Below are 20,749 nucleotides of genomic sequence, written 5' to 3'. Positions count from 1 at the left end.
TTTGGCTAAAGGTACAATGCCCTAACACACTAAAGCTTTGCTGCGACTTACGGTGGTTTGTTATAACGCGTGTTAATTGCCGGCTGCCACTGCCTATGGTTGATTTGCGGTGGAAGCCGAGCGCCTTTCATTGTATTGTCCCTAAGGGTTATCACGACGAGGATCTGAAGCGATGAAAGGGCACTCAGCTGGAAGAGGAGGTGTCGTCATCTCGGACGCAACCGTGATCACTGGCGGAGGTGATATCATTGGCAGGGATAAAGTCGATAGTCTTTCTCGGCCTCAACTGGAAGAGTTATTTGCTGCTGTCTCGAAAACAATAGGTTCGGCCGATCCGGCCAATAGCGCTGAAGCTATGGCGAAACTGCAGATCCTAAAAGACGAGACAGCTAAAGGACGAGACGCAAACGATTCATTGGTCGCCAAGTTAGTTGAAGGCCTTGTTGACCTGGTGCCTGCGGCCGCGAGTGGAGTCGTGAGTATGTTTGCATCACCGATATTGGCTGCATTTACGGGCCCGGTAACTAAATACGTAGTTGAAAAAATCCATCTAAAGTAAAAGCAACTCGGTTGAGTATTGGTTACTCAGATGGCTCAAATCAGTGCTGGCTCTCAACCAACCGGTATTTCGATCAACCGCAGTGGCCTCAGCACCGGTGGTGGAGATGTAGTTGGCCGCGATAGCGTTGGTGGAGATAATATTGGTGGAGACAAGATTACTATAAACGCCTTTGTTGGCGCGGAAAAAGCATATCAAGCAGACGACAATGACTTGGGGTCGGCACGCCCTCCTCGCCTGTTACCGTATTTGACTGATCGCGCGGAGCAGCTCCGGTATTTAACAGGAGCATTGCAGAGACAATTTGACCGTGGACTCAACAAGCCTGTCACGTTCTTCGCAATTGGCAGTGACGATGATTGCCTTGACAGCTTCGTAGAGCAAATTTTGTACCTCCGGCTTCCATCAATCCTCAATGTTAATGGATTGCCGCCTGCTATCCTCTTCCGGAGTTTGCAGTGGCCGAGCGCCAATGTGCTTTCAGATCAGAGCCTTCAAAGTACCGTCAATCAACTGGACGGGATGAAAGACCAAATTCACGATATGCTTGGCCTAAGGAGTGGCGCCAGCACGTCGATGGTTGAGCAGAAGCTCGCGAATATACGTGCGAGTTGCTTCTTCCACGTGGCATTGCAGGCTTGTGATTGGAGCGCATCGCAGGCCACCCTGGTTGAAGCTTGGCTGCATTGGCTCAATGAGTTACACCCCTCCAAAGTGCCTTTCCCCATCATCACCGTTGTCAGCATTGGATACCCATCGGACTTTTTTGGTCGCCTGAGATGGCAACGAGCGCTAAGTATTTTGCGACGGGACATTAACTCTCTGACGATCTCGACGGAATTCGCATTATCAGCATATGTTTTGCCAAGGCTACGAAGCGTGCGTTTTGATGACGTCGAGCTATGGATCAGAGAATATGTTGACAACGCGGATCGCGAGGTGTTGCGCCGCCACGTTAGGAGATATTTCTTACGTAGGCGTCTCTTTAGCATGTTTGGCATTGGGGACCGCACGCTGCCCATGTATCAAACTGCTGAAGCGGTCAAGCTTGCACTGAGAGATAAGTCAGTCCGTTTGGTCGCGCCATGAACAATTTTTATCCCAAGTCGCCGTCCGAACAACACCCACCGCAGCCGTTGGAGCTTCCTCCGCTTTCTACGTCTGCTTTCCAACGTCCGGACAAGTACCTCGCTGACCCTGGCTTAGTGGACGCCGTGAATGTGGCTTTGTTATTGCGGCAACCGCTGGTCGTGACTGGTGAACCCGGAACTGGCAAGACGGTGCTCGCATGGAGCGTTGCTTGGGAGCTTGGGCTTGAGCCGCCTCTAGTCTTCGAAACAAAATCTACCTCACAAGCTAAGGATCTGTTCTATTATTATGATACGTTGGGCCGGTTCACTGCTAAGGAGCTTCGTACAGACGCCGGCACGCCTAACGAATATATTACTTATAGCGCTCTAGGCGCTGCGATTGTGCTTACCAATTCTCTAGACACTGTTGTCGATATTGTGCCATCTGGGTTCTGCCATCCTGGAAAGCGACGCTCGGTTGTTTTGATAGACGAAGTTGAAAAGGCGCCCCGCGAATTTGCTAACGATATACTTAATGAATTGGAACGTATGTACTTTCGTATACCGGAGTTAGGAAATAGGCGTGTTGAAGCGGACGAAAATTATTCACCGATTGTTCTTATGACGAACAACTCCGAAAAGTCGCTTCCTGATGCTTTCCTGCGGCGCTGCATTTATTACGATATTCCTTTCCCGGTGGGCTCTCGGCTTGAGGAAATTGTAGCCTCGCGCTTACCGGAGTTAATGGGGACTAATGAGGAAGCAACGTTAATTAGAGATGCCATCCAATTCCTCCTCCACGCTCGCAGTGAGAGTGCTGGTCTTGAGAAGCCACCTGGGACTGCAGAGCTTCTCAGTTGGTTGAACGCCATGACTAAGCTAGGGGCGGAACCTAGATTATCGCTTCTTGAGCAAATTACGTTCGCTGAGCGGGCATTTCCAGCCTTGGCAAAGATTTCTGGCGATCAAATGCGGGTACGTGAGCTCTTGAGGGGCTGGAATGGTGGACGATCCAAAATTTGAACATCGCGAAACCTTCACACGTCTGCTGGAGCAAACTGACCTTCTGCTATCGGTGCTTAGTGTGCAAGGCCTGCAGATTGATATCGAACAACGACTCCGATTGCACAGACTGCTGCTCACTCTCATCAGCACTCAACGCATTCCCAACGACCCGGATACCTTCTGTGCGCTTATCACTCCCATACTTGCAGGGACACCGGCTCAGCAATCTACGTGCAAGGCCACATTTAGCTATCTGTTTAACGAAAACTTAAAGCAGGCCCCGCTTCACCCCGGGCAGCTCGAAGCCAAAAAGCACCATGATGGTGGGCGTAAGAATAATCTGCCAAACCACGCTCGGTTTACAAGGGGATTAACGACCAGCGCAATCGCTCTGATTGCTGCGGCCGGCCTATATCTCGCAGTAGCGAGTACATTCACCACGCGTGAGCAAAAGACCCCTAACCTGCTCTTATCTAATCCCACTATGCACATACCGGTTATGAAGCTTAAGTGGATTAAGGACTATCCTATAGATGAGCTCACACCTCCAAGGCAAGCCCCTTGGCAACGCAGCTTGCGCTGGTACTACTCTGAGTATAGCCCGACTAAGTATATAGCAGTACTGCTTCCAGTCGTACTTTATTTTTGCTTTCTTGTCTTTCTTTATCGTCGTCTTCTGGCATATATTCATCGAGAGGCGTTTCGGCACAGTCTCCAGTCGCTGAGGTGGCGTATCGACGGAGCGAACGCTCACTTCGGTGATCGACGATTGATTCATCGTTTGCAGCCTCTTCGAAGGTTGGCTCGCACCTACTTGAATCGTTTCGATGCGGAGCAGACAGCCCTCGCGTCGGCTGCAACGGGCGGTCTTATGCAGTTGCGGTTTAAAAGGGTCATTGTCCCGACAGATTTTGTAGCTTTGATTGATAAACAAAGTGCGCGAGACCATCTGGCTGCCTACAATTTAGAGGTGGTTCGGACTTTAAGGGGTGCTGGTCTAAGTGTTGAGATTCTGGAATTTAACCGTGATCCGACGCTGTGTCACTTTGCTCGTACGGAAGAATTCCTTCGTCTTGATCACGTAATCCGGCGCTTTCCCGATAGCGTCCTGCTGATCTTTGCGTCCGCCGAACAGCTGGTCGATCCTGTGCGCGGGCGGCTACTACCCGCGGTTGACTCCCTGAGGAACGCAAGGAAAGTTGTACTTTTCACTCCAAGTTCTGACAAAGCCGCCCGTTCCAAGGAGGATTTGTTGACGAACCGCCTAGGCATCTCGATATTGCCTACAACGGTATTTGGCGTTGCCAATTTGGTACATTTGCTGGGCGAAAAGAAGGATAGACGTTACGCAGAAGGCGGCATTTGTCAGGACCCCGAAGCCCATGTTGGACCGCTAATTCGTTTTTTGGCGGAACGCCCGACGCGCTGGATGCAGTCTGTCACTCCGCCGACGCCCCTTCGCCGCCAACTCTCGCGGCATCTGCGTGCCCTCGAACCAGACGTTCTAACTTGGTTAAGCTCAACATCAATCTATCCAGAGCTCCGTTGGCGGCTGACGTTATCGCTTAAATCTGGGCTTAACGACAGAGACCTGGCGCGCCCTAGTCTTGATAACAACTTGCTTGCGGTGTCGCAGCTCCCGTGGTTCCGTAATGGCTGGATGCCAGAATGGTGTCGTATCCTGTTGCAGCAGCTACTTATTGAATCCGAGAAGGAAAGAGTCCGACGAACAATCCTTGAAGCGATAGGTATGGGTCACTGGGGTGGAGAGGCGATCCATACCAATCCGCCAGAAATGCTCGATCGCTTCCAGGGTGGTGTCAAATCTGACAGTATTATGCTGAATTACTTCCTGCCGTTTCTGAGGCCAGCACAACAAAACTTTGTGCTGCCGAATTCCTGGGTCCGAAATATTCTCCGCAAGCCGCTTAAACGGCTATTAGTCGTAGCTACCGTGTCCGCGTTTTTCGCCGGATCGCTCTCGATTTTGGCCTTGTCACTAGTGCCGATAGACGAGTGCGATCTGCTCTCTGCGAGCAAACTTGATCCGCTGCGTATTGGGCCTGGAAATTTTACTGTATTTGTCGATCGACAGCCTATTTATCGACAGCAAGCGCATAACGCCTGCGCTAACGCAGTGGCCAGAGAACCAAATAACCCTCGATTCTGGTATCAACTCTGGAGAGTATCAAAAAGAGGTACCGCGGAGGCAGCCTTAGAAAAAGCTCGCTTATATGGGTACCCCCTTGTTGACTATGTAGCGGCACAAGATTTTATGGACGCGAATGATCTCGAACAGGCGGAGAAAAGCTACCAGTCAGCTCTAGACAAAGGTGTCTTGAATGCGATGGTTGGTCTCGCGGACGTAGCTGGAAAACGTAAAGATTTTAAGCTTCAATTTAAATTACTTGATAAATATTTTAAATTGGGAGGGTTTCAAAGTAAGACTTTAGCGACTTTTTATACGGGCAATTATGACTTTATTCCGAAAGACATCGAGAAATATAGATACCTGCTTTTGGCCGGTGCCCAGAGAGGCGACTCCGATGCTGCCATTAGCCTTGGCAATCTGTACGCTAATAACGGTGATCAGCAAAGGGCCAATGAGTATTATCAATTGTCTATTCGCTTGCAATTGGACGATGTGGCTGCCGCTAACCTTGCGATGAACTATGTGAATGGTGATGGTGTTGAGCAAGATCTGGAGAAGGCTACCTACTGGTCCATCTTTGCTGCCAAACTTGGCAATAGCAGCGCTGTCGCCACTTTGATTGCACTAATGTCGACAGGACAGGCAAAATTTAAGGTCGGATTTGGTCCAGCGGCGCCGTCCGATGCAACCGAACTGGCAAACACGTTGAACGATGTGGACGATGTTGAGATACAACTCCGAGTAGCAAGATCTTTTGAGGCAAATGGACAGATAGATGAGGCGATTTCTTGGTATGGTAAAGCAGCCGCTAAGGGAAACGGTGATGCAGAGGACGCGCTGGAGCGGCTCAAAGTCGACAAGCGATAGCGAGAAACAAGCGAGGAAGAAACGGTAGGATGCGCGATGACGATCCGGGTGGACCAGGGCTTGGAGTTTGTCTTACGCAATTTGGATCTTGGGGCCCAAGCCAAAGGCGTCGCGCCCTACATCTCGCCGCCCAGAAAGACGACGGACAACGCCTCTACGAATCTTTCAGTGGCAGGTTCCGCAGCGAGTACATGAATGCGCACGGGTTCCTGACGCTTGCGGGGTCCGAACCGACGGTAAACTTTTGATCCTCATTAGTAAGGGATTAGTAGGGGACACGCTGATATTCCACGAGCGCACGAGCTCACGGATACGCACCTCAAGCCTTTGATATAAAAACATAAAAAATGCGCATAAGCGCGGACAGGCTGATGTTGATAGCCTGCGAGTGCTAATTCGTAATGATGGGGTCGCGTGTTCGAGTCACGCAAGCGGCACCACTTCCCTCAAGACAAGAGTGCCTTCAGGCGAGATCGCCTTTCTCGGCTTAGCCTCGGCGTCAATAGCTCGCGACGTTCAGGGTCTGCGTGCCGTCCGGCTTGAAAAGGTAGGTCGGCCCGACGAAAGCGCCGCGGTCGACCGTGCTTAGATACCAATCCATGACGAGTTGCTGGAGGCGGACAGCCGCGACCACGCTGGCCCCGGTTGCCGCCGATAGCGCCTTCATCAGGGCCGGGCCGTCGCCGGTCAATATGTCCCCGCTCGCCGTCGTGTAGGTCGGGCCGCTATCCGCTGCGGCACATCCGCATACGACGACCAGTCCGGTCGGCGTGAACCTGCCCTTCAAAGCAGTCCAATCACGGACGGTCAGCGAGTTCAGGCCTTCCCTGCCGATGATCAGCCCATAGCCGCCGTAAATCCGGGAGACGAGCTTGCTGGCGCCAGGCGGCAGGCGCAGCACTTGGCCATTGTCCGCATTGATCTCGCCCTCCGCCATCATGCCGATGCCGTGGCACATCAAGGTCAGCCGTCCGATCGGGTTGCGTCCTGCAATCGAGCCGATTTTCGCGACGATATCCTTCATGGTGAAGCTTTCGGGTACCAGGAAATCCGTCGGCCCCTTGTCGGAAATCTTGAGTTTGACATTGTCCTCAAGGCCGTCGGCCACGATCCGCATCTGGATAGCGTCAAGACCCGAGCCCATGGGCGCGCCTCCCCTATGTCTCGGCCGGCAATATACTCCACGCCGTGTCTATCGTCTCCGATATTCAAAACTGCCTCCTGTAGGGGTGCCTCCCCTTTTCAAGCACCGATCTGCACTGGTCTGCTGTTTCAGCGCCGTTGAAGGCCTGCGAGATAGGCGCAGAACATGTCCGCCATGGCGTCGGCATAGGCTTCGATCTCCGCCGGTGTCCGAGGCGTTTCGGAGAACCGCTTTCCCACCTGGCTGAGTGTCGCCGTGATCAGGTCGCCGGTCAGGATACGGATTGTTTCCGGGGCCTCCGGCAGTGCTTCCTGCATGAAGAGCCTGATCGTATGGGTGCCTGACGCCTTCGCTTCGCGCGCCTCGGGCGCGTCGCGGTAGAGGGGTGCAGCGTCATCGAGCGCACCGCGTACCGCAGCCTCCTCGCATTCCGAGCGAATGAAGGCGTGGACGAGGATGCGCAGCCGTTCGAAGGGTGGTCTTGCGCCATCCTCGAGGATGGTGCGCATGAGATCGGTCGTCTGCCGCCACTCGTCGCTCTGCAGCCGGAACAGGATCGCCGCCTTGTTGGGGAAATATTGATAGAGCGAGCCAACGCTCACCCCGGCCTTCTCGGCCACGCGCGCCGTGGTGAAGCGCTGCGCGCCTTCCTTCGCCAGAACCTGAACCGCAGCCTCCAGCACCGCCGCGATGAGCTCGGCCGAGCGAGCCTGCTGGGGCTGTTTTCGCGAGGAAATCGAAGCACTTCGGCGATCGGCCACGGCAGTCCACGGCAATGCGAATAGGGAACCTGACGAATTAGTCGTATTTTGATGATGACGCAAGAACGCGCTTACCGCAGACAGGATATCTCGATGAACACCCTGACCACCGCCCCACTCGCGCCTCTGCTCGGGCGCCTGTTTCAGGAGGCCGATGCGGCCTCGCCGGCGACGATCCCCGCCGTGGCGGCTCTCTCCGCCGAAGAGCATGAGCGCCTGATGCAGAGCAAGACCGACTACCTCGATTTCTATGGGCGCCTGAAGGATCTGCCGCTCCCGGTCTCGCGGGAGACGGGCACGCTGCTCTATATGCTGGCGCGAGGCTCCCGCGCGCGGACGATCGTCGAGTTCGGGACTTCGTTCGGCATCTCGACCCTGCATCTCGCCGCGGCCCTGAGGGACAATGGCGGCGGCCGCCTGATCACCAGCGAGTTCGAGCCGTCCAAGATCGAGCGAGCCCGGGCAAACCTGGCGGCCGGCGGTCTCCTCGACCTCGTGGAGATCCGGCAGGGAGACGCGCTGCAGACACTGAGCACCGATCTGCCCGAGACCATCGACCTCGTCCTGCTCGACGGCGCCAAGGCGCTCTACGCCGAGATCCTCAGCCTGCTGGAGTGCCGCCTCAGGCCGGGGGCGCTCATCGTCGCCGACAATGCCGATTACAGTCCCGACTATCTGGCGCAGGTGCGTTCGCCCGGGCAGGGCTACTTGTCGACGCCCTTCGCCGAGGACGTCGAACTGTCCATGCGGATCGGCTGAGGGCGATCTGAAGCGCTACGCGAAGCCTCCCCCACGAAGCTGGGGGAGGTGGCACGACGAAGTCGTGGCGGAGGGGGTGTGGTCAGAAAAGGGCGAGGGAACCACCGACCCAAGACGCTGCTTCAAGTGCTCTATCCTGGCCACACCCCCTCCGACCTCACTTCGTTCGGCCACCTCCCCCAGCTTCGTGGGGGAGGCTTTTGGATCGCGCCCTACCAGATCGTATAGCCGCAATCGACCACCACGACCGCGCCGGTCATGGCGCTGGAGGCGTCGGTGGCCAGGAAGAGGATGGTGGAAGCGATCTCGTCGTCGCGGGCGACGCGCTTCATCGGCGTCATCTCCATCCAGACCGGCATCATCGCCGGATTGGTGAAGCCCCCGCGCGACATCGGCGTGTCGACATAGGTTGGCGCCACGCAGTTGACCCGAACCCCGCGCTCCGCCCATTCGCCGGCGAGCGACTTGGTGAGGTGGTGCACGCCGGCCTTGGCGGCGTTGTATTGCGCCTGGCGCTGCGGCTTGTTCGAGATCAGGCCGGACATCGAGCCGAGCGTGACGATCGAGCCGCGCTGGCGCTCGAGCATGTGGCGGCCGAACTCGCGACAGGACCAGAACACGCCGTTGAGGTCGACATCGACGACCTTCCGCCAGACATCGTTGGCCATCTCTTCGCCGGGCGTGTCCGGCCAGGCAATGCCGGCATTGGCGACCATGATGTCGACCGGACGCTTGGCGTTGGCTTCCTTCGCGGCTTCGGCCACCGCCTCCGGATTGGTGACATCGAGCACCACGCCTTCGACCTCATGGCCTTTCTCGCGCAGTGCCGCCCGGCCGGATTCGAGGATCGAGGCGTCATGGTCCGAGATGATCACCGAGGCGCCGGCCTCCAGCAGGGCCTCGGCGGAGGCGAGGCCAATGCCGCGCCCACCCCCGGTGATGAAGGCGGTCCGGCCGTCGAGCTTGTATTTGGCAAGATACATGTCATTCCCATTTCTTGAGCAAAATGCGTTTGGGCAGGCGCGATCATCCAAGTTAGCGCATTTGTTTCAAAGAATTTTGCGATTCCTGGTGATTCAGCCAGAAAGAAAAGCGTTCTACGTGTTGATCATTTCACAGCGCCGAAGGCGTGGCCACGGGCCAGTTGGCGCTGGGTGATCCCGCCGAAGATCACGATCGGCGCCTAGAAGCTATTTGGAGGAGATCCGGCGCAATAGGGGCCAGGCCCATGGCTAAGGTCTTTTCTTTTCAGAGTGGTCTGCGAAATCATTCCGGCTGAAACATATCCTCCCAAGCTTCGCCGGGGGGCGCGAGGATCCATGAACACAACCATGGAACGATCGTGTTCATGGATTCCCGACCTCCCTTCGATCGTCCGGAATGACGTCGCGGGCTGTTCTGATTGGACATCGCCAGCCTCCCGGAGGCCCGTACCCCATAGCCGCACTTCCTTCACTTGTAAGACAAACCGGCAGGTTGCTAGGATCGCCGCCACAACAGGGGGGCGGCTGCCTCCGCAGGCGGAGGAAGCCCCATGAAGTTCGAAGAGAACTACGATCTCACCGGCCAGGTCGCCATCGTCACCGGCGCTGCCAACGGCATCGGCCATGCGATCGCGGTGGTGCTGGCGGAGCGCGGCGCCACGCTCGCCATGGTGGACCGCAGCGAGACGGTAGCCGAGGCGGCGCGGGCACTCGGCGAACGGCATCTTGCCTTCCAGATGGACGTCACCGACGAAGCCGCCATCGAGACCATGGTCGAGGACCTCATGCAGCGCCAGGGACGCATCGACATCCTGGTCAACAATGCGGGCATCGGCCGCACCGGACCTTCCGAGGCGCTCTCGACCAAGGACTGGCACGAACAGCTCGCCATCAACCTCACGGCGCCCTTCCTGCTGACGCGGGCCGTCGGGGGGCGCATGAAGGCGCGGCGCTATGGCCGCATCGTCAGCATGGCCTCGCAAGCAGCGCTGGTCGGGCTCGACGGGCATGTCGGCTATTCCGCGACCAAGGCCGGCCTGCTCGGCATGACGCGGGTATGGGCGCTGGAATGGGGGCCTCACGGCATCACCGCCAACGCCATTTCCCCCACCGTGATCGAGACGCAGCTCGCCAAGGTGCATTGGGCCGGCGAGATCGGCGAGAATTTCCGCCGCAAGATCCCGGTGGGCCGCTTCGGCCAGCCCGAGGAAGTCGCCTATGCGGTGCTGCATCTGGTCAGCAAGAGCGCCGGCATCATCAATGGCGAGAACATGGTGATCGACGGCGGCTATACGGCGACGTGAGAGTGCCGCGGTGGTCCTCCGAGCCTATCGCGAGATCATGAGAGGCCGAGTGTGTTCGTCATTGCGAGCGGAGCGAAGCAATCCACGGGTCGAAGGGCGGCGTCTGTTGCCCCTGGATTGCTTCGCTGCACTCGCAATGACGGTGTTTCCGGCGTCTTTCACTTTATTTGAGTCAGGCTCACCCCGCCAGCCGCACTCGGTCATGCAAGGCGGCGATGTCCTGCAGGTCGGTGGCGATCATGCGGTCGATGAGTTCGGCCACGCCCGCGCCGCGCGCGCCTTCGGTGACGATGTCGACCTCCTTGAGCAGCGCCGGGATGGCGTTGGCCACCGCCACGGCGCAGCCGCAGGTCTTGACGAAGGCGTGGTCGTTCTCCGCATCTCCCACGCCCACCACATGCCTGGCTTCGATATCGAGGCGCTTCAGTGCGGCGGCAAGGCCCGTGGCCTTGTTGACGTTGGAGGGCAGCACCATCACCGCGCCCTTGTTGAAGATGATCTGCAGCTCCAGGCCGAGTTCGCGGATCGCCTCGAGCACCTGCACCTCATAGGGCTCCCAGGTGGCGACGATGGCCCGGCCGACGGAGAGGCCCGGCACCTTGGCCGCTTCCAATTTCCTGACCAGCTCCGCAGAAGCGGGTTCGGCCAGGAGCGTTTCCTCCTTGCTCTCGGGATCGTAGAGCAACGCCCCATTCTCCGCGACGATCAGGTCGAACAGGTCGAGCCGCGGGCAGACCTCGATGAGGTCGTCGAGCTCACGGCCGGTCACCATGATCGGCCGGCGCCCGGAATAGCGCAGGCGTTCGAGGGCAGAGGCGGTCGCTTCTTCGAGGACGCCGTCATGGGCGAGTGTGCCATCATAGTCCGTGGCGAGAGCGCGAAAATACATGAATCACCAATAGGTTGGACTCGATTGAATCAATAAGAGTTGCCGGCTAACTACTCTTGTTTAGCCGCCTTGTTTGTATAGCGGGCATTGCCGAGACCGGTGCCGATGGTCAGGACACCCCAGCGTTTCACATCCTGCATGAAGGGCACCTCGGAGAGGCCCTGCACCACCGCATCATTGTGCAGGATGATATAGGTCGGTTCGCCGGCGATCTCGGGAATGGCCTTGGTCAGCGCTGCCGGCAGGTTGAATTTCCGGCTTTCCCAATTGGAGCCGGGCAGGTTCTGCCCGCCCCGGGCGATCGATCCATCCGGCTTGATGACACCGGGACAGCCGATGCCGATCACCGGCGCCAGGACCAGCTTCGCCTTGTGGGCGCACGCGATGAGGTCCTCCAGCATCTCGACCATGCGCTCGATGGCGGCACCGCGAGCCGGCTCGTCGTCGACATGGTGCCAGAGCTCGGACTTCCAGACTTCCGCCTTGGCGAGATCGGCGTCGTCCTTGATATGGCTGATCACCACGCCGGCGCGAATGTTCTTGCCGCCGATATCGACGGCGAGGATGCCATCATGCCCCGCCAGGCTCCAGGCCGGCATCAGATGCAGCGAACCGATCAGCCCGGCCTCGTCGGGGTGGTGGCGAATGGGCCGGAGCTGGATCGCCATCTTTTCGGCCTTGAGCAGCGCCTCGGCCCGGGCAATGGCGAGCTTGCCGACGCGGCTCTCCTTGAAGCCGCCGCCGATGGCGATGCGCTCGGTGCCTTTCCAGGTGTCGGTGCGCAGGTAGCGCTGGATCACCGCGGCAAGCGACTGCGCGAACTCCTCGATGGCGCCATGTACCAGCGCGGCGGCCCTGAGGTCATCGCCGGTGAGAAGACTGTCGATCTGCTTGCGCTTGAGTTCATCCGTTGGGGCTTCGCCGAGGGGATCGTCGCCCTGCCTGCGGAAAAGCTTGCGCAGTTCCTCCAGCTTGTCGAGGAAGGCGCCGGTATTGGCCCTGTCGCCGATGAAGCCCTCCTTGTCGCGCAGGCCGATATTGTAGCCGTCGATACTGACGGAGGGCAGTTCCGCCGCACCGTGAATCAGGAACTGATGGCTCTTGTGCTCGTTCATCGGGGCGCTCGCGATCGGGGCAGGCGGTTGCATCGCCTTGCAAAACCCCCGATCGTCCGCGAAAGTTCCTGCGCGGCCCGCTGAACACGTCACCAAACGAGCAATCAACCGCCGATATTGGCGGCCGCCAGCACGGCCATGTTGACCAGATCGGAGTCCTTGGCGGCCAGCGGCACGATCTGCACCGGCTTGTCCAGGCCCACCAGCATCGGGCCGATCACGGTGGCGCCGCCGAGTTCCTGCAGCATCTTGGTGGAGATCGAGGCCGAGTGGAAAGCCGGCATGACAAGCACATTCGCCGGACCACTTAGCCGGCAAAATGGATACAGCGCCATGGCATCGCGGTTGAGCGCCACATCGGCGCCCATCTCGCCGTCATACTCGAAGTCGACGCGCTGCTTGTCGAGGATGCGCACGGCATCGCGCACGCGCTCGGCCCGTTCGCCCTCAGGATGGCCGAAGGTGGAGTAGGCCAGCATGGCGACGCGTGGCTCGTAGCCGAGACGCTTGGCCACCGAGGCCGCCTCGATGGCGATGGCGGCGAGCTGCTCGGAGGTCGGCATGTCATGCACAGCCGTATCGGCCACCAGTACCGTCCGGCCGCGGGCGATGGCGATCGAGAGGCCGATGACGCAATGGCCCGGCTTGTCGTTGATCACCCGGCGCACATCCTCCAGCGCGATCGAGTAATTGCGGGTGAGGCCGGTGACCATGGCATCGGCATCGCCCATCGCCACCATGCAGGCGGCGAAGTGATTGCGGTCAACCGAAGCTAGGCGGATGCAGTCACGCATCAGATAGCCATGCCGCTGCAGGCGGTCATAGAGATATTGGGCATAGGCATTGGTGCGTGGCGAGATGCGGGCATTCTGGATCTGCATGCCCTCGCGCAACTCGACGCCGGCAAAGGCGGCGGCCGCCTCGACCCGGTCCTCGCGACCGACCAGGATGGCGGTGCCCAGGCCCTGGTTGACGAAGGAAGCGGCGGCGCGGATCACCGCTTCTTCCTCACCCTCGGCGAAGACGACGCGCTTGGGCGAGCGGCGGACCTTGTCGAAGAGGCGCGCCAGCGTGCCGGCCACCGGATCGCGCCGAGCGGAGAGCTGGGCGCGATAGGCCTCGAGATCCGCGATCGGCTTGCGGGCGACCCCCGTTTCCATCGCCGCCTTGGCCACGGCCACCGGAATACGGGTGATCAGGCGCGGATCGAACGGCGCGGGAATGATGTATTCCCGGCCAAAGCGCGGCCGGGCACCCTGATAGGCGGTGGCGACTTCGTCCGGCACATCTTCCTGTGCGAGTTCGGCCAGGGCCTGCGCCGCCGCCACCTTCATTTCCATGTTGATCGAGGTGGCATGCACATCGAGTGCGCCGCGGAAGATATAGGGAAAGCCGAGGACGTTGTTGACCTGGTTGGGATAGTCGGAACGGCCGGTGGCGATGATGGCGTCATCGCGCACGGCATGCGCCTCGTCGGGCGTGATTTCCGGATCCGGATTGGCCATGGCGAAGATGACGGGATTGGGCGCCATGGAGCGCACCATATCCGCCGTCAGTGCGCCCTTGGCGGAGAGGCCGAAGAAGACGTCGGCGCCCTGCAGCGCATCGGCGAGCGTGCGCTTGTCGGTGACGGCGGCATGGGCCGATTTCCACTGGTTCATGCCCTCGGTGCGGCCCTGGTAGACCACGCCCTTGGTGTCGCAGAGCAGCACATTGTCGGGCGCAAAGCCCATGGCCTTGACCAGTTCGACGCAGGCGATGCCGGCGGCCCCGGCGCCGTTCACCACCAGCTTGGTGTCGGTGATGCTGCGGTCGGTGAGCTTGAGACAGTTGAACAGGCCAGCGGCTGCGATGATGGCCGTACCGTGCTGGTCGTCATGGAAGACGGGAATATCCATCAATTCCTTGAGCCGCTGCTCGATGATGAAGCATTCCGGCGCCTTGATGTCTTCCAGATTGATGCCGCCGAAGCTCGGGCCGAGATAGCGCACCGCATTGATGAAGGCATCGGCATCCTTGGTGTCGACTTCGAGGTCGATCGAATCGACATCGGCGAAGCGCTTGAACAGGACGGATTTGCCCTCCATCACGGGCTTGGAAGCCAGCGCGCCGAGATCGCCGAGGCCGAGAATGGCGGTGCCGTTGGAGATCACGGCAACCATATTGCCCTTGGTGGTATACGTATAGGCGAGAGCGGGATTCTCGGCGATGGCGCGTACGGGCACCGCAACGCCCGGCGAATAGGCGAGCGACAGGTCACGCTGCGTCGCCATGGGTTTGGTGGGGTTGACTTCGAGCTTGCCGGGCTTGCCCTGCGAATGGAAGGCGAGCGCCTCCTGATCGGTGAAGCTGGGACGGACTTGGCGCGGCGGTTTCTTATCCGACATTCTGGGGGCGTTCCTCTGGTAGGGCGCAGACCCTAGCGGCTGGGCGTGTCGGCAACAAGATATTTGGTGTCGCTGGTTAAAGGCGACGATTTCTGCCTCCCTTCCCTCTGCCAACAGGCTCACCAAGGCTGGTTTTCGGGTGCCTTCGTCCCGTGAACCGGCAACCGCGGAACGCCGAATCGGCCGGTCGGCTTGCCATGAAAACCTCAGGGCTGGAGGCCGAGCCGCGCATGGGCTCGGCCCGTTTTCTTTTCAAGCAAAATGCTGGGCCGCGGATTGCTGCACCGCCGCGACCAGGTCGCTTCCGGCATAGGCCTGGCCGGCAATGCCCCAGGCACCCTCGGCGGCGTAGACGATATTGGTCCAGATGTGATCGCGCCTGAGCCTGCCTCCGGCAGCCTTCTCGACAATGTCGGTCGCCGCCTCGATGAAGGCCCGCTTTGCCTCGGGAGTTGCCAGGGCAATTTCCGGAAGCTTGAGCTCGACGAAGGCGGCCGGCGCGGGTTTTCCACCCGCGAAGACATGATGCCGGGGCAGCACATTCAACGAGCCAACGACATTGGCGGTCATGAAGCTGTTGCCAGTGAGCTCGGCAACCTCGAGCAGGGCGTCGGTCAGTTCGGCGAAAGCCTGGCTTTGAGCCTGCGGATCGAGAAGGCCTTCGGGGATCGTAAGTGTGATCGGCATGGTGCGATTCCTTGCTTGGCTGGAGGGACGTGGCGCCTATATAGATATCGAACGCTCTCTATCGATAAACACCGATCGCTCTCTATGCAAGCATAAAGAGTGACCACTCTGAATATAGGAGCACCATGCGTTACAGTGCCGAACACAAGCGGGAGACCCGCGCCCGCATCCTCCAGGCAGCAGGCCGGATCTTTCGCAAGGAAGGCTATGGCGGCTCGGGCATCGACGGATTGACCAAGGCAGCCGGCGTCACCAACGGCGCTTTCTACGGGCATTTTCGCTCGAAGAGCGAGGCCTTCCGGGAAACGGTGCTAACCGGCCTGGAAGAACTGCGCTTGGCCATCGTCCAGCTCAAGGCAGACAAGGGCCAGGGCTGGCTCAGCGCCTTCGCCAGCTACTATCTCGGCGCCAAGCGCGTCTGCGATCTCGGCCAGAGCTGCGCGCTGCCGAGCCTGTCGCCAGAGGTCATGCGTGCAGACGACGAGACCCGGCAGGCCTATCAGTTGGAGCTGCAGCGCCTGATCGCCGAGGTTTCTGCCGGTTTGCCGGAAGAGCCCGACGAGGAGAACACCGACCAGGCCATTGCGCTTCTCGCTCTGCTGTCCGGTGGCGTGACGCTTGCCCGCGCGGTTTCCGATCCTGCCTTGTCCGAACGGATCGCGGCGGCCGTCAGCCGGCGGGCGCAGGCCATCGCGCCTGCGCTGAAGGACTGAAAGCGGCGGCAGCCACGCATCCACCTCCCGCGCTTATTGGTTTGCGCGGACTTTTGCCCTATATCACAGCCTCAACAGTCTTTCGGAAACCACCATGTCCGGCCTTGGCAACCGCCCCTATCTGAAGATGAACGGCATCGGCAACGAGATCGTCGTGCTCGATCTTACCGATGGCTCGCATGCCGTCACGCCGGCGGAAGCGCGGGCGATTGCCGCGCGCGAGCCCTTCGATCAGCTGATGGTGCTCTATCCGCCGCAAAAGGCCGAGACCGACGCCTTCATGCGCATCTTCAATACGGACGGCTCGCAATCGGGCGCCTGCGGCAATGGCACGCGCTGCGTGTCCTGGTATTTCATGCCCGTCGCCGGCAAGGACAGGCTGCTGCTGCAGACGCCGACCAGCCTGGTCGAGTCCCGCCGCGCGGGCCAGGGCTTCACCGTCGACATGGGTCCGCCAGAGTTCGAGTGGCAGCAGATTCCGCTCGCGCGCGATGCCGGGGATACCAAGGCCATAGATTTTTCCTTCGGGCCCGTCGATGCACCGATTATCCAAGCGCCCAGCGTGGTGAACATGGGCAATCCCCATGCCGTGTTCTGGGTCGACAGCGATCCCGCTGACTATGATCTCGGCACCATCGGGCCTCAGATCGAGCATGATCCGCTCTTTCCCGAACGCGTGAACATCTCGCTCGCCGAGGTGCGCAGCCGCGACCATATCGTGCTGCGTGTATGGGAACGCGGCGCCGGTCTTACCCGGGCCTGCGGTTCGGCAGCCTGCGCCACCGCCGTCGCGGCAGTCCGGCTTGGCAAGACGGAACGCAAGGTGCGTATCACCCTGCCCGGCGGCGATCTCCTGATCGAATGGCGCGAGAGCGACGGCCATGTGCTGATGACAGGCGCCGTGGAGCTCGAGCATGAGGGCCGCTTCACCGCCGACTGGTTTGCCGACGCGGCCTAATGGTGTGCCGATCTCCAGATCGGCACCTTTCAACATAGGAAGTCGTGCCGATCTGGAGATCGTCACACCGAACCCGCTCATGACCGAGATCGTCACCTTCGGCTGCCGCCTCAACATCCATGAATCCGAGGCGATGAAAGCCGCGATCGGCAAGCGCGATGATCTCACCGTGATCAACAGCTGCGCCGTCACGGCCGAAGCCGCGCGCCAGGCACGCCAAGCCATCCGCAGGCTCAAGCGCGAGAATCCGGAGCGCCGCATCGCCGTCACCGGCTGCGCCGCGCAGACAGATGCCGCGCGCTTCATCGCCATGCCGGAAGTCGCCTTTGTGGTCGGCAATGCCGAGAAGCTGAAGTCCCAGACCTGGCACACGCTCGGCACGACACCCGACAAGCTCGTCACTTCCGACATCATGGCGGCGCGCGACATCGCCCTGCCCGAGATCGGTGGCTTCGAGGGCCGAGCACGTGGCTTCGTGCAGATCCAGAACGGTTGCGACCATCGCTGCACCTTCTGCATCATCCCCTTCGGGCGTGGCAATTCGCGCTCGCTGGCGCCGGAGACGGCAATCGCCCAGATCCGCCGCCTCACCGAGGCCGGCTACAAGGAGATCGTGCTCACCGGGGTCGATCTCACCAGCTATGGCCCCGACCTCGCCGAGCCCCTGCCGCTCGGCGCGTTGGTACGCCGGATCCTGAAGGAGGTGCCGGAACTGCCCCGGTTGCGGCTTTCCTCCATCGATTCGGTCGAAGCCGATGCCGATCTTTTGCGCGCTCTGGCTGAGGAGGAGCGCCTGATGCCCCATCTCCACCTTTCGCTGCAATCAGGCGACGATCTCATCCTCAAGCGCATGAAGCGCCGGCATTTGCGCTCCGACGCGATAGGATTCTGCGCGGAAGCACGGCGCCTGCGTCCCGACATCACCTTCGGTGCCGACCTGATCGCCGGCTTCCCCACCGAGGATGAAGCAATGTTCGCCCGTTCGCTCGATCTGATCGAAGCCTGCGGCATCACCTATCTGCATGCCTTCCCCTTCTCGCCCCGTCCGGGCACCCCGGCTGCCCGCATGCCGCCCGTGGACGGCGTGGCGATCAAGAAGCGGGCCGCCCGGCTGCGCGAAGCCGGCGAAGCGGCGCTGACGCGTTTCCTCGACAGTGAGATCGGCAGGAAACGCATGATCCTGATGGAACGCGGCGGTATCGGCCGCACTACGCAATTCGCTCCCATACGTCCGGAGACAGCACTGCCGGCGGGCGGGCTGGTGGAGATCGAGATCACCGGCCGCAACGGGAGGGAGCTCACAGGCCGGCTCGCCACCGGGGCCGCCGGCTGACCTCAGACGGACGATACAGGCTCCTCCATCCGCCTCGCGCCGTCGATGAGCGCGCGATAGGCCGCTGGGGTTCGGCCGGTGGCGTCCCGGAAGGCACGGGTGAGATGGCTTTGGCTGCTGTAGCCGCAGGCAACGGCGACGCCGGCGATCGGCTCGCCTGCGCGCAGCAGGGTCCGGGCGCGCTCGATGCGCCGATGGGCGATCCAGGCCGAGGGAGAAACACCGAGGCTGGCGGCAAAGCTGCGCTGGAAATGGAATTCGCTGAGATGGGCGATCTCAGCCAGCTCCCTGAGGCGCAGGCTGCCGCCGAGACCGGCCTCGATGAACTCGGTCACGCGCCTCCTCGCATGCGGCGCAAGACCGCCTTTGAGCGTGCCCACCGGACGCGAATCGGCGAAGGCTCGTCGCACGATTTCGGCCATCGCCTCCTCGCCCAGCAGCGGATCACCGGCCTCCGCCGCCTTAGCCAGCAGCCGCAGCGACGCGGCCAGCTCCGGACGGTCCGCAAAGGTAAGTTCCGGCAGGCTCATCAGCCGCGCATCGCGATCGAAGGTCTCGGCGAACAGACGCCTGGCCTCCCGGTCGGGCAAATAGAGATGCACGAATTCGAACGGGCTGGTGATCTCCCAGGTCGAACTCTGTCCATGTGGCATCAGGCAGCACGCGCCCGGCCAGCCGCTCATGTGCGTGCCGTCAAGACGGAAGGTGCCGGTGCCACCCCTGAGATAGAGGCTGAACGTATGGCCTTCGGGATTTTCGTAGGTAACGTGGTCGTTGCGGTTGAACCAGCGCATGGCTGCACGCCCGCAGCCGAGGTCGAGCTTGCGCATCGGCCGCGCGAAGGGAGAAGCGGAGAGAAAGCTGTAAACCGGGCGATGAAGAGCGGACATGCGGGCGGCCAAGATGATGGGCCGAATTCTAGGGCCGTTGCCGTCGCAAGCCAACCGCCGGGCACAAGCGGCAGCGCTTTACCGCAAGATTGTGCAAGAGGGGCCGGCCACAGCGGTGCTAGGGCGATGCCATTCGCTGGCGCACCTTGCGCCGCCCCGGAGTCCAGCATGGCCAACATCGCCCTTTTCCTCGCCACCGTGCTGATCTGGGGCACCACCTGGATCGCCATCGCCCTGCAGGTCGGCCCCGTGCCGGTCTTGGTGTCGGTGTTCTACCGCTTCGGCACGGCCGCCGTGATCTTCCTCCTGGCCTTGGTGCTGCTGCGCCGGCTGCGTCTGCCGGCCTGGCGCGAGCAGCCCTTCATCCTGGCCCAGGCGGCCTGCCTGTTCTCGCTCAACTTCCTGTGCTTCTACGCAGCGGAAAGTTTCATCCCCTCCGGCTTGGTCTCGGTGATCTTCTCGCTGGCCACCGTGCTCAACGCGCTCAATGCCCGGCTGTTCTTCGGTGATCCCATCACGCCGCGTGCCCTCATGGCCGGGGCGCTCGGCGTTGCCGGACTGATGCTGCTGTTCCTGCCCGACATCGCCGGCGGACTTGGTGCCGGCACGGCCAAGGGCATCGGCCTTGCGGCGCTCGGCACCTTGTTCTTCTCGCTCGGCAATATGATCTCGCGCCGCAACAGCCGTGCCGGCCTGCCGCCGGCGATCGCCAATGCCTGGGGCATGGCCTATGCCGCCATCGCCCTGCTCGGCCTGATCGCGCTGACCGCAACGCCGATGGTGGCGCCACCCGATGGCACCTATCTCCTGGCGATGCTCTATCTGGCGATGGTGGGATCGGTGATCGGCTTTACAACCTATCTCCTCCTGGTGGCGCGTATCGGCTCCGCCCGCGCTGCCTACGCCACGGTATTCTTCCCGATCGTCGCTTTGCTGATCTCCACCGTGGTGGAGAATTATCACTGGCACTGGACGGGTTTCGCCGGTCTCGCCCTTACGCTGGCCGGAAATCTCGTAATGTTCGCCCCACGCCCGGCCCAGCACCGGACAGCCTGAGACTCCCTGGGAGCGCGGACGTCCCGTCCGCTCTTGGACGACAGGCGCTTCAGAAAGGTGGCATGTTTTGCTCGTTGCACTTCATGCGGGGAGGTTGGTGGTTCAAGAGCAGATCGT

At 60.5% G+C, this 20,749-nt stretch carries 18 protein-coding genes; 10 read left to right on the top strand and 8 right to left on the bottom strand.

The features are described 5' to 3' along the window. The first annotated feature begins 172 nt into the window (after positions 1–172). The 4 genes from QQL24_RS01485 to QQL24_RS01470 are packed head-to-tail and all read left to right on the top strand — an operon-like array spanning position 173 to position 5,653. Positions 173–559 carry a hypothetical protein gene (locus tag QQL24_RS01485; protein ID WP_284310106.1) on the top strand — a complete coding sequence of 129 codons (387 nt, stop codon included), beginning with the start codon at positions 173–175 and terminating at the stop codon, positions 557–559. Positions 560–589: 30 nt separating this feature from the next. Then, the gene (locus QQL24_RS01480) at positions 590–1,648 is read left to right on the top strand and encodes a hypothetical protein (protein WP_284310105.1); all 1,059 of its coding nucleotides are present in this window, start codon (positions 590–592) and stop codon (positions 1,646–1,648) included. Continuing rightward, positions 1,645–2,652: an AAA family ATPase gene (locus tag QQL24_RS01475; protein ID WP_284310104.1), complete on the top strand. Its 1,008-nt coding sequence runs from the start codon at positions 1,645–1,647 to the stop codon at positions 2,650–2,652. The genes QQL24_RS01480 and QQL24_RS01475 overlap by 4 nt, the downstream gene beginning before the upstream one ends. After that, positions 2,630–5,653, top strand: a complete 3,024-nt coding sequence (locus QQL24_RS01470; RefSeq protein ID WP_284310103.1) for a tetratricopeptide repeat protein — start codon at positions 2,630–2,632, stop codon at positions 5,651–5,653. The genes QQL24_RS01475 and QQL24_RS01470 overlap by 23 nt, the downstream gene beginning before the upstream one ends. Before the next feature lie 499 nt (positions 5,654–6,152). Here QQL24_RS01470 and QQL24_RS01460 read toward each other — a convergent pair whose 3' ends face one another. Beyond that, positions 6,153–6,797 carry a hypothetical protein gene (locus QQL24_RS01460; protein WP_284310102.1) on the bottom strand — a complete coding sequence of 215 codons (645 nt, stop codon included), beginning with the start codon at positions 6,795–6,797 and terminating at the stop codon, positions 6,153–6,155. 128 nt (positions 6,798–6,925) lie between these two features. Beyond that, on the bottom strand, positions 6,926–7,558 hold the full coding sequence (locus QQL24_RS01455; protein ID WP_284310101.1) for a TetR/AcrR family transcriptional regulator: 633 nt from the start codon (positions 7,556–7,558) through the stop codon (positions 6,926–6,928). Between the two features lie 93 nt (positions 7,559–7,651). Between QQL24_RS01455 and QQL24_RS01450 the strand changes: the two genes are divergently transcribed. Then, on the top strand, positions 7,652–8,317 hold the full coding sequence (locus QQL24_RS01450) for an O-methyltransferase (protein ID WP_284310100.1): 666 nt from the start codon (positions 7,652–7,654) through the stop codon (positions 8,315–8,317). Positions 8,318–8,529: 212 nt separating this feature from the next. Here QQL24_RS01450 and QQL24_RS01445 read toward each other — a convergent pair whose 3' ends face one another. Next, entirely contained in the window at positions 8,530–9,300 is a 771-nt protein-coding gene (locus tag QQL24_RS01445; protein ID WP_284310099.1) for an SDR family NAD(P)-dependent oxidoreductase, read from the bottom strand. Between the two features lie 551 nt (positions 9,301–9,851). Between QQL24_RS01445 and QQL24_RS01440 the strand changes: the two genes are divergently transcribed. Further along, positions 9,852–10,604, top strand: coding sequence for a GolD/DthD family dehydrogenase (locus tag QQL24_RS01440; RefSeq protein WP_284310098.1), 753 nt, complete (start codon positions 9,852–9,854; stop codon positions 10,602–10,604). 178 nt (positions 10,605–10,782) lie between these two features. Here the strand turns inward: QQL24_RS01440 and QQL24_RS01435 are convergent, their stop codons facing one another. The 4 genes from QQL24_RS01435 to QQL24_RS01420 form a co-directional block, all read right to left on the bottom strand. Further along, entirely contained in the window at positions 10,783–11,493 is a 711-nt protein-coding gene (locus QQL24_RS01435; RefSeq protein ID WP_284310097.1) for an HAD family hydrolase, read from the bottom strand. A 50-nt stretch (positions 11,494–11,543) separates the two neighbouring features. Beyond that, on the bottom strand, positions 11,544–12,608 hold the full coding sequence (locus QQL24_RS01430; RefSeq protein ID WP_284310096.1) for an ROK family protein: 1,065 nt from the start codon (positions 12,606–12,608) through the stop codon (positions 11,544–11,546). Positions 12,609–12,712: 104 nt separating this feature from the next. Then, a complete protein-coding gene (locus tag QQL24_RS01425; RefSeq protein ID WP_284310095.1) occupies positions 12,713–14,995 on the bottom strand; it encodes an NADP-dependent malic enzyme in 2,283 nt (760 codons plus the stop codon). 252 nt (positions 14,996–15,247) lie between these two features. Beyond that, positions 15,248–15,682 carry a tautomerase family protein gene (locus QQL24_RS01420; protein ID WP_284310094.1) on the bottom strand — a complete coding sequence of 145 codons (435 nt, stop codon included), beginning with the start codon at positions 15,680–15,682 and terminating at the stop codon, positions 15,248–15,250. Between the two features lie 125 nt (positions 15,683–15,807). Here QQL24_RS01420 and QQL24_RS01415 point away from each other — a divergent pair, with 125 nt between their 5' ends. The 3 genes from QQL24_RS01415 (at position 15,808) to mtaB (ending at position 18,686) form a co-directional block, all read left to right on the top strand. Then, the gene (locus tag QQL24_RS01415; RefSeq protein WP_284310093.1) at positions 15,808–16,395 is read left to right on the top strand and encodes a TetR/AcrR family transcriptional regulator; all 588 of its coding nucleotides are present in this window, start codon (positions 15,808–15,810) and stop codon (positions 16,393–16,395) included. Positions 16,396–16,489: 94 nt separating this feature from the next. Then, the gene (dapF, locus tag QQL24_RS01410; RefSeq protein WP_284310092.1) at positions 16,490–17,353 is read left to right on the top strand and encodes a diaminopimelate epimerase; all 864 of its coding nucleotides are present in this window, start codon (positions 16,490–16,492) and stop codon (positions 17,351–17,353) included. Between the two features lie 79 nt (positions 17,354–17,432). Further along, the gene (mtaB, locus tag QQL24_RS01405) at positions 17,433–18,686 is read left to right on the top strand and encodes a tRNA (N(6)-L-threonylcarbamoyladenosine(37)-C(2))-methylthiotransferase MtaB (protein ID WP_284310091.1); all 1,254 of its coding nucleotides are present in this window, start codon (positions 17,433–17,435) and stop codon (positions 18,684–18,686) included. A gap of 2 nt (positions 18,687–18,688) precedes the next feature. Here mtaB and QQL24_RS01400 read toward each other — a convergent pair whose 3' ends face one another. Further along, the gene (locus QQL24_RS01400; protein WP_284310090.1) at positions 18,689–19,576 is read right to left on the bottom strand and encodes a helix-turn-helix transcriptional regulator; all 888 of its coding nucleotides are present in this window, start codon (positions 19,574–19,576) and stop codon (positions 18,689–18,691) included. 168 nt (positions 19,577–19,744) lie between these two features. On the opposite strand from QQL24_RS01400, the gene QQL24_RS01395 reads away from it, so the two are divergent. Further along, positions 19,745–20,632 carry a DMT family transporter gene (locus QQL24_RS01395; protein ID WP_284310089.1) on the top strand — a complete coding sequence of 296 codons (888 nt, stop codon included), beginning with the start codon at positions 19,745–19,747 and terminating at the stop codon, positions 20,630–20,632. Positions 20,633–20,749: the final 117 nt, after the last annotated feature.

The organism is Labrys miyagiensis (assembly GCF_030160835.1).
Lineage (GTDB): Bacteria > Pseudomonadota > Alphaproteobacteria > Rhizobiales > Labraceae > Labrys > Labrys miyagiensis.
This window is presented reverse-complemented; position numbering and strand designations above follow the sequence as displayed.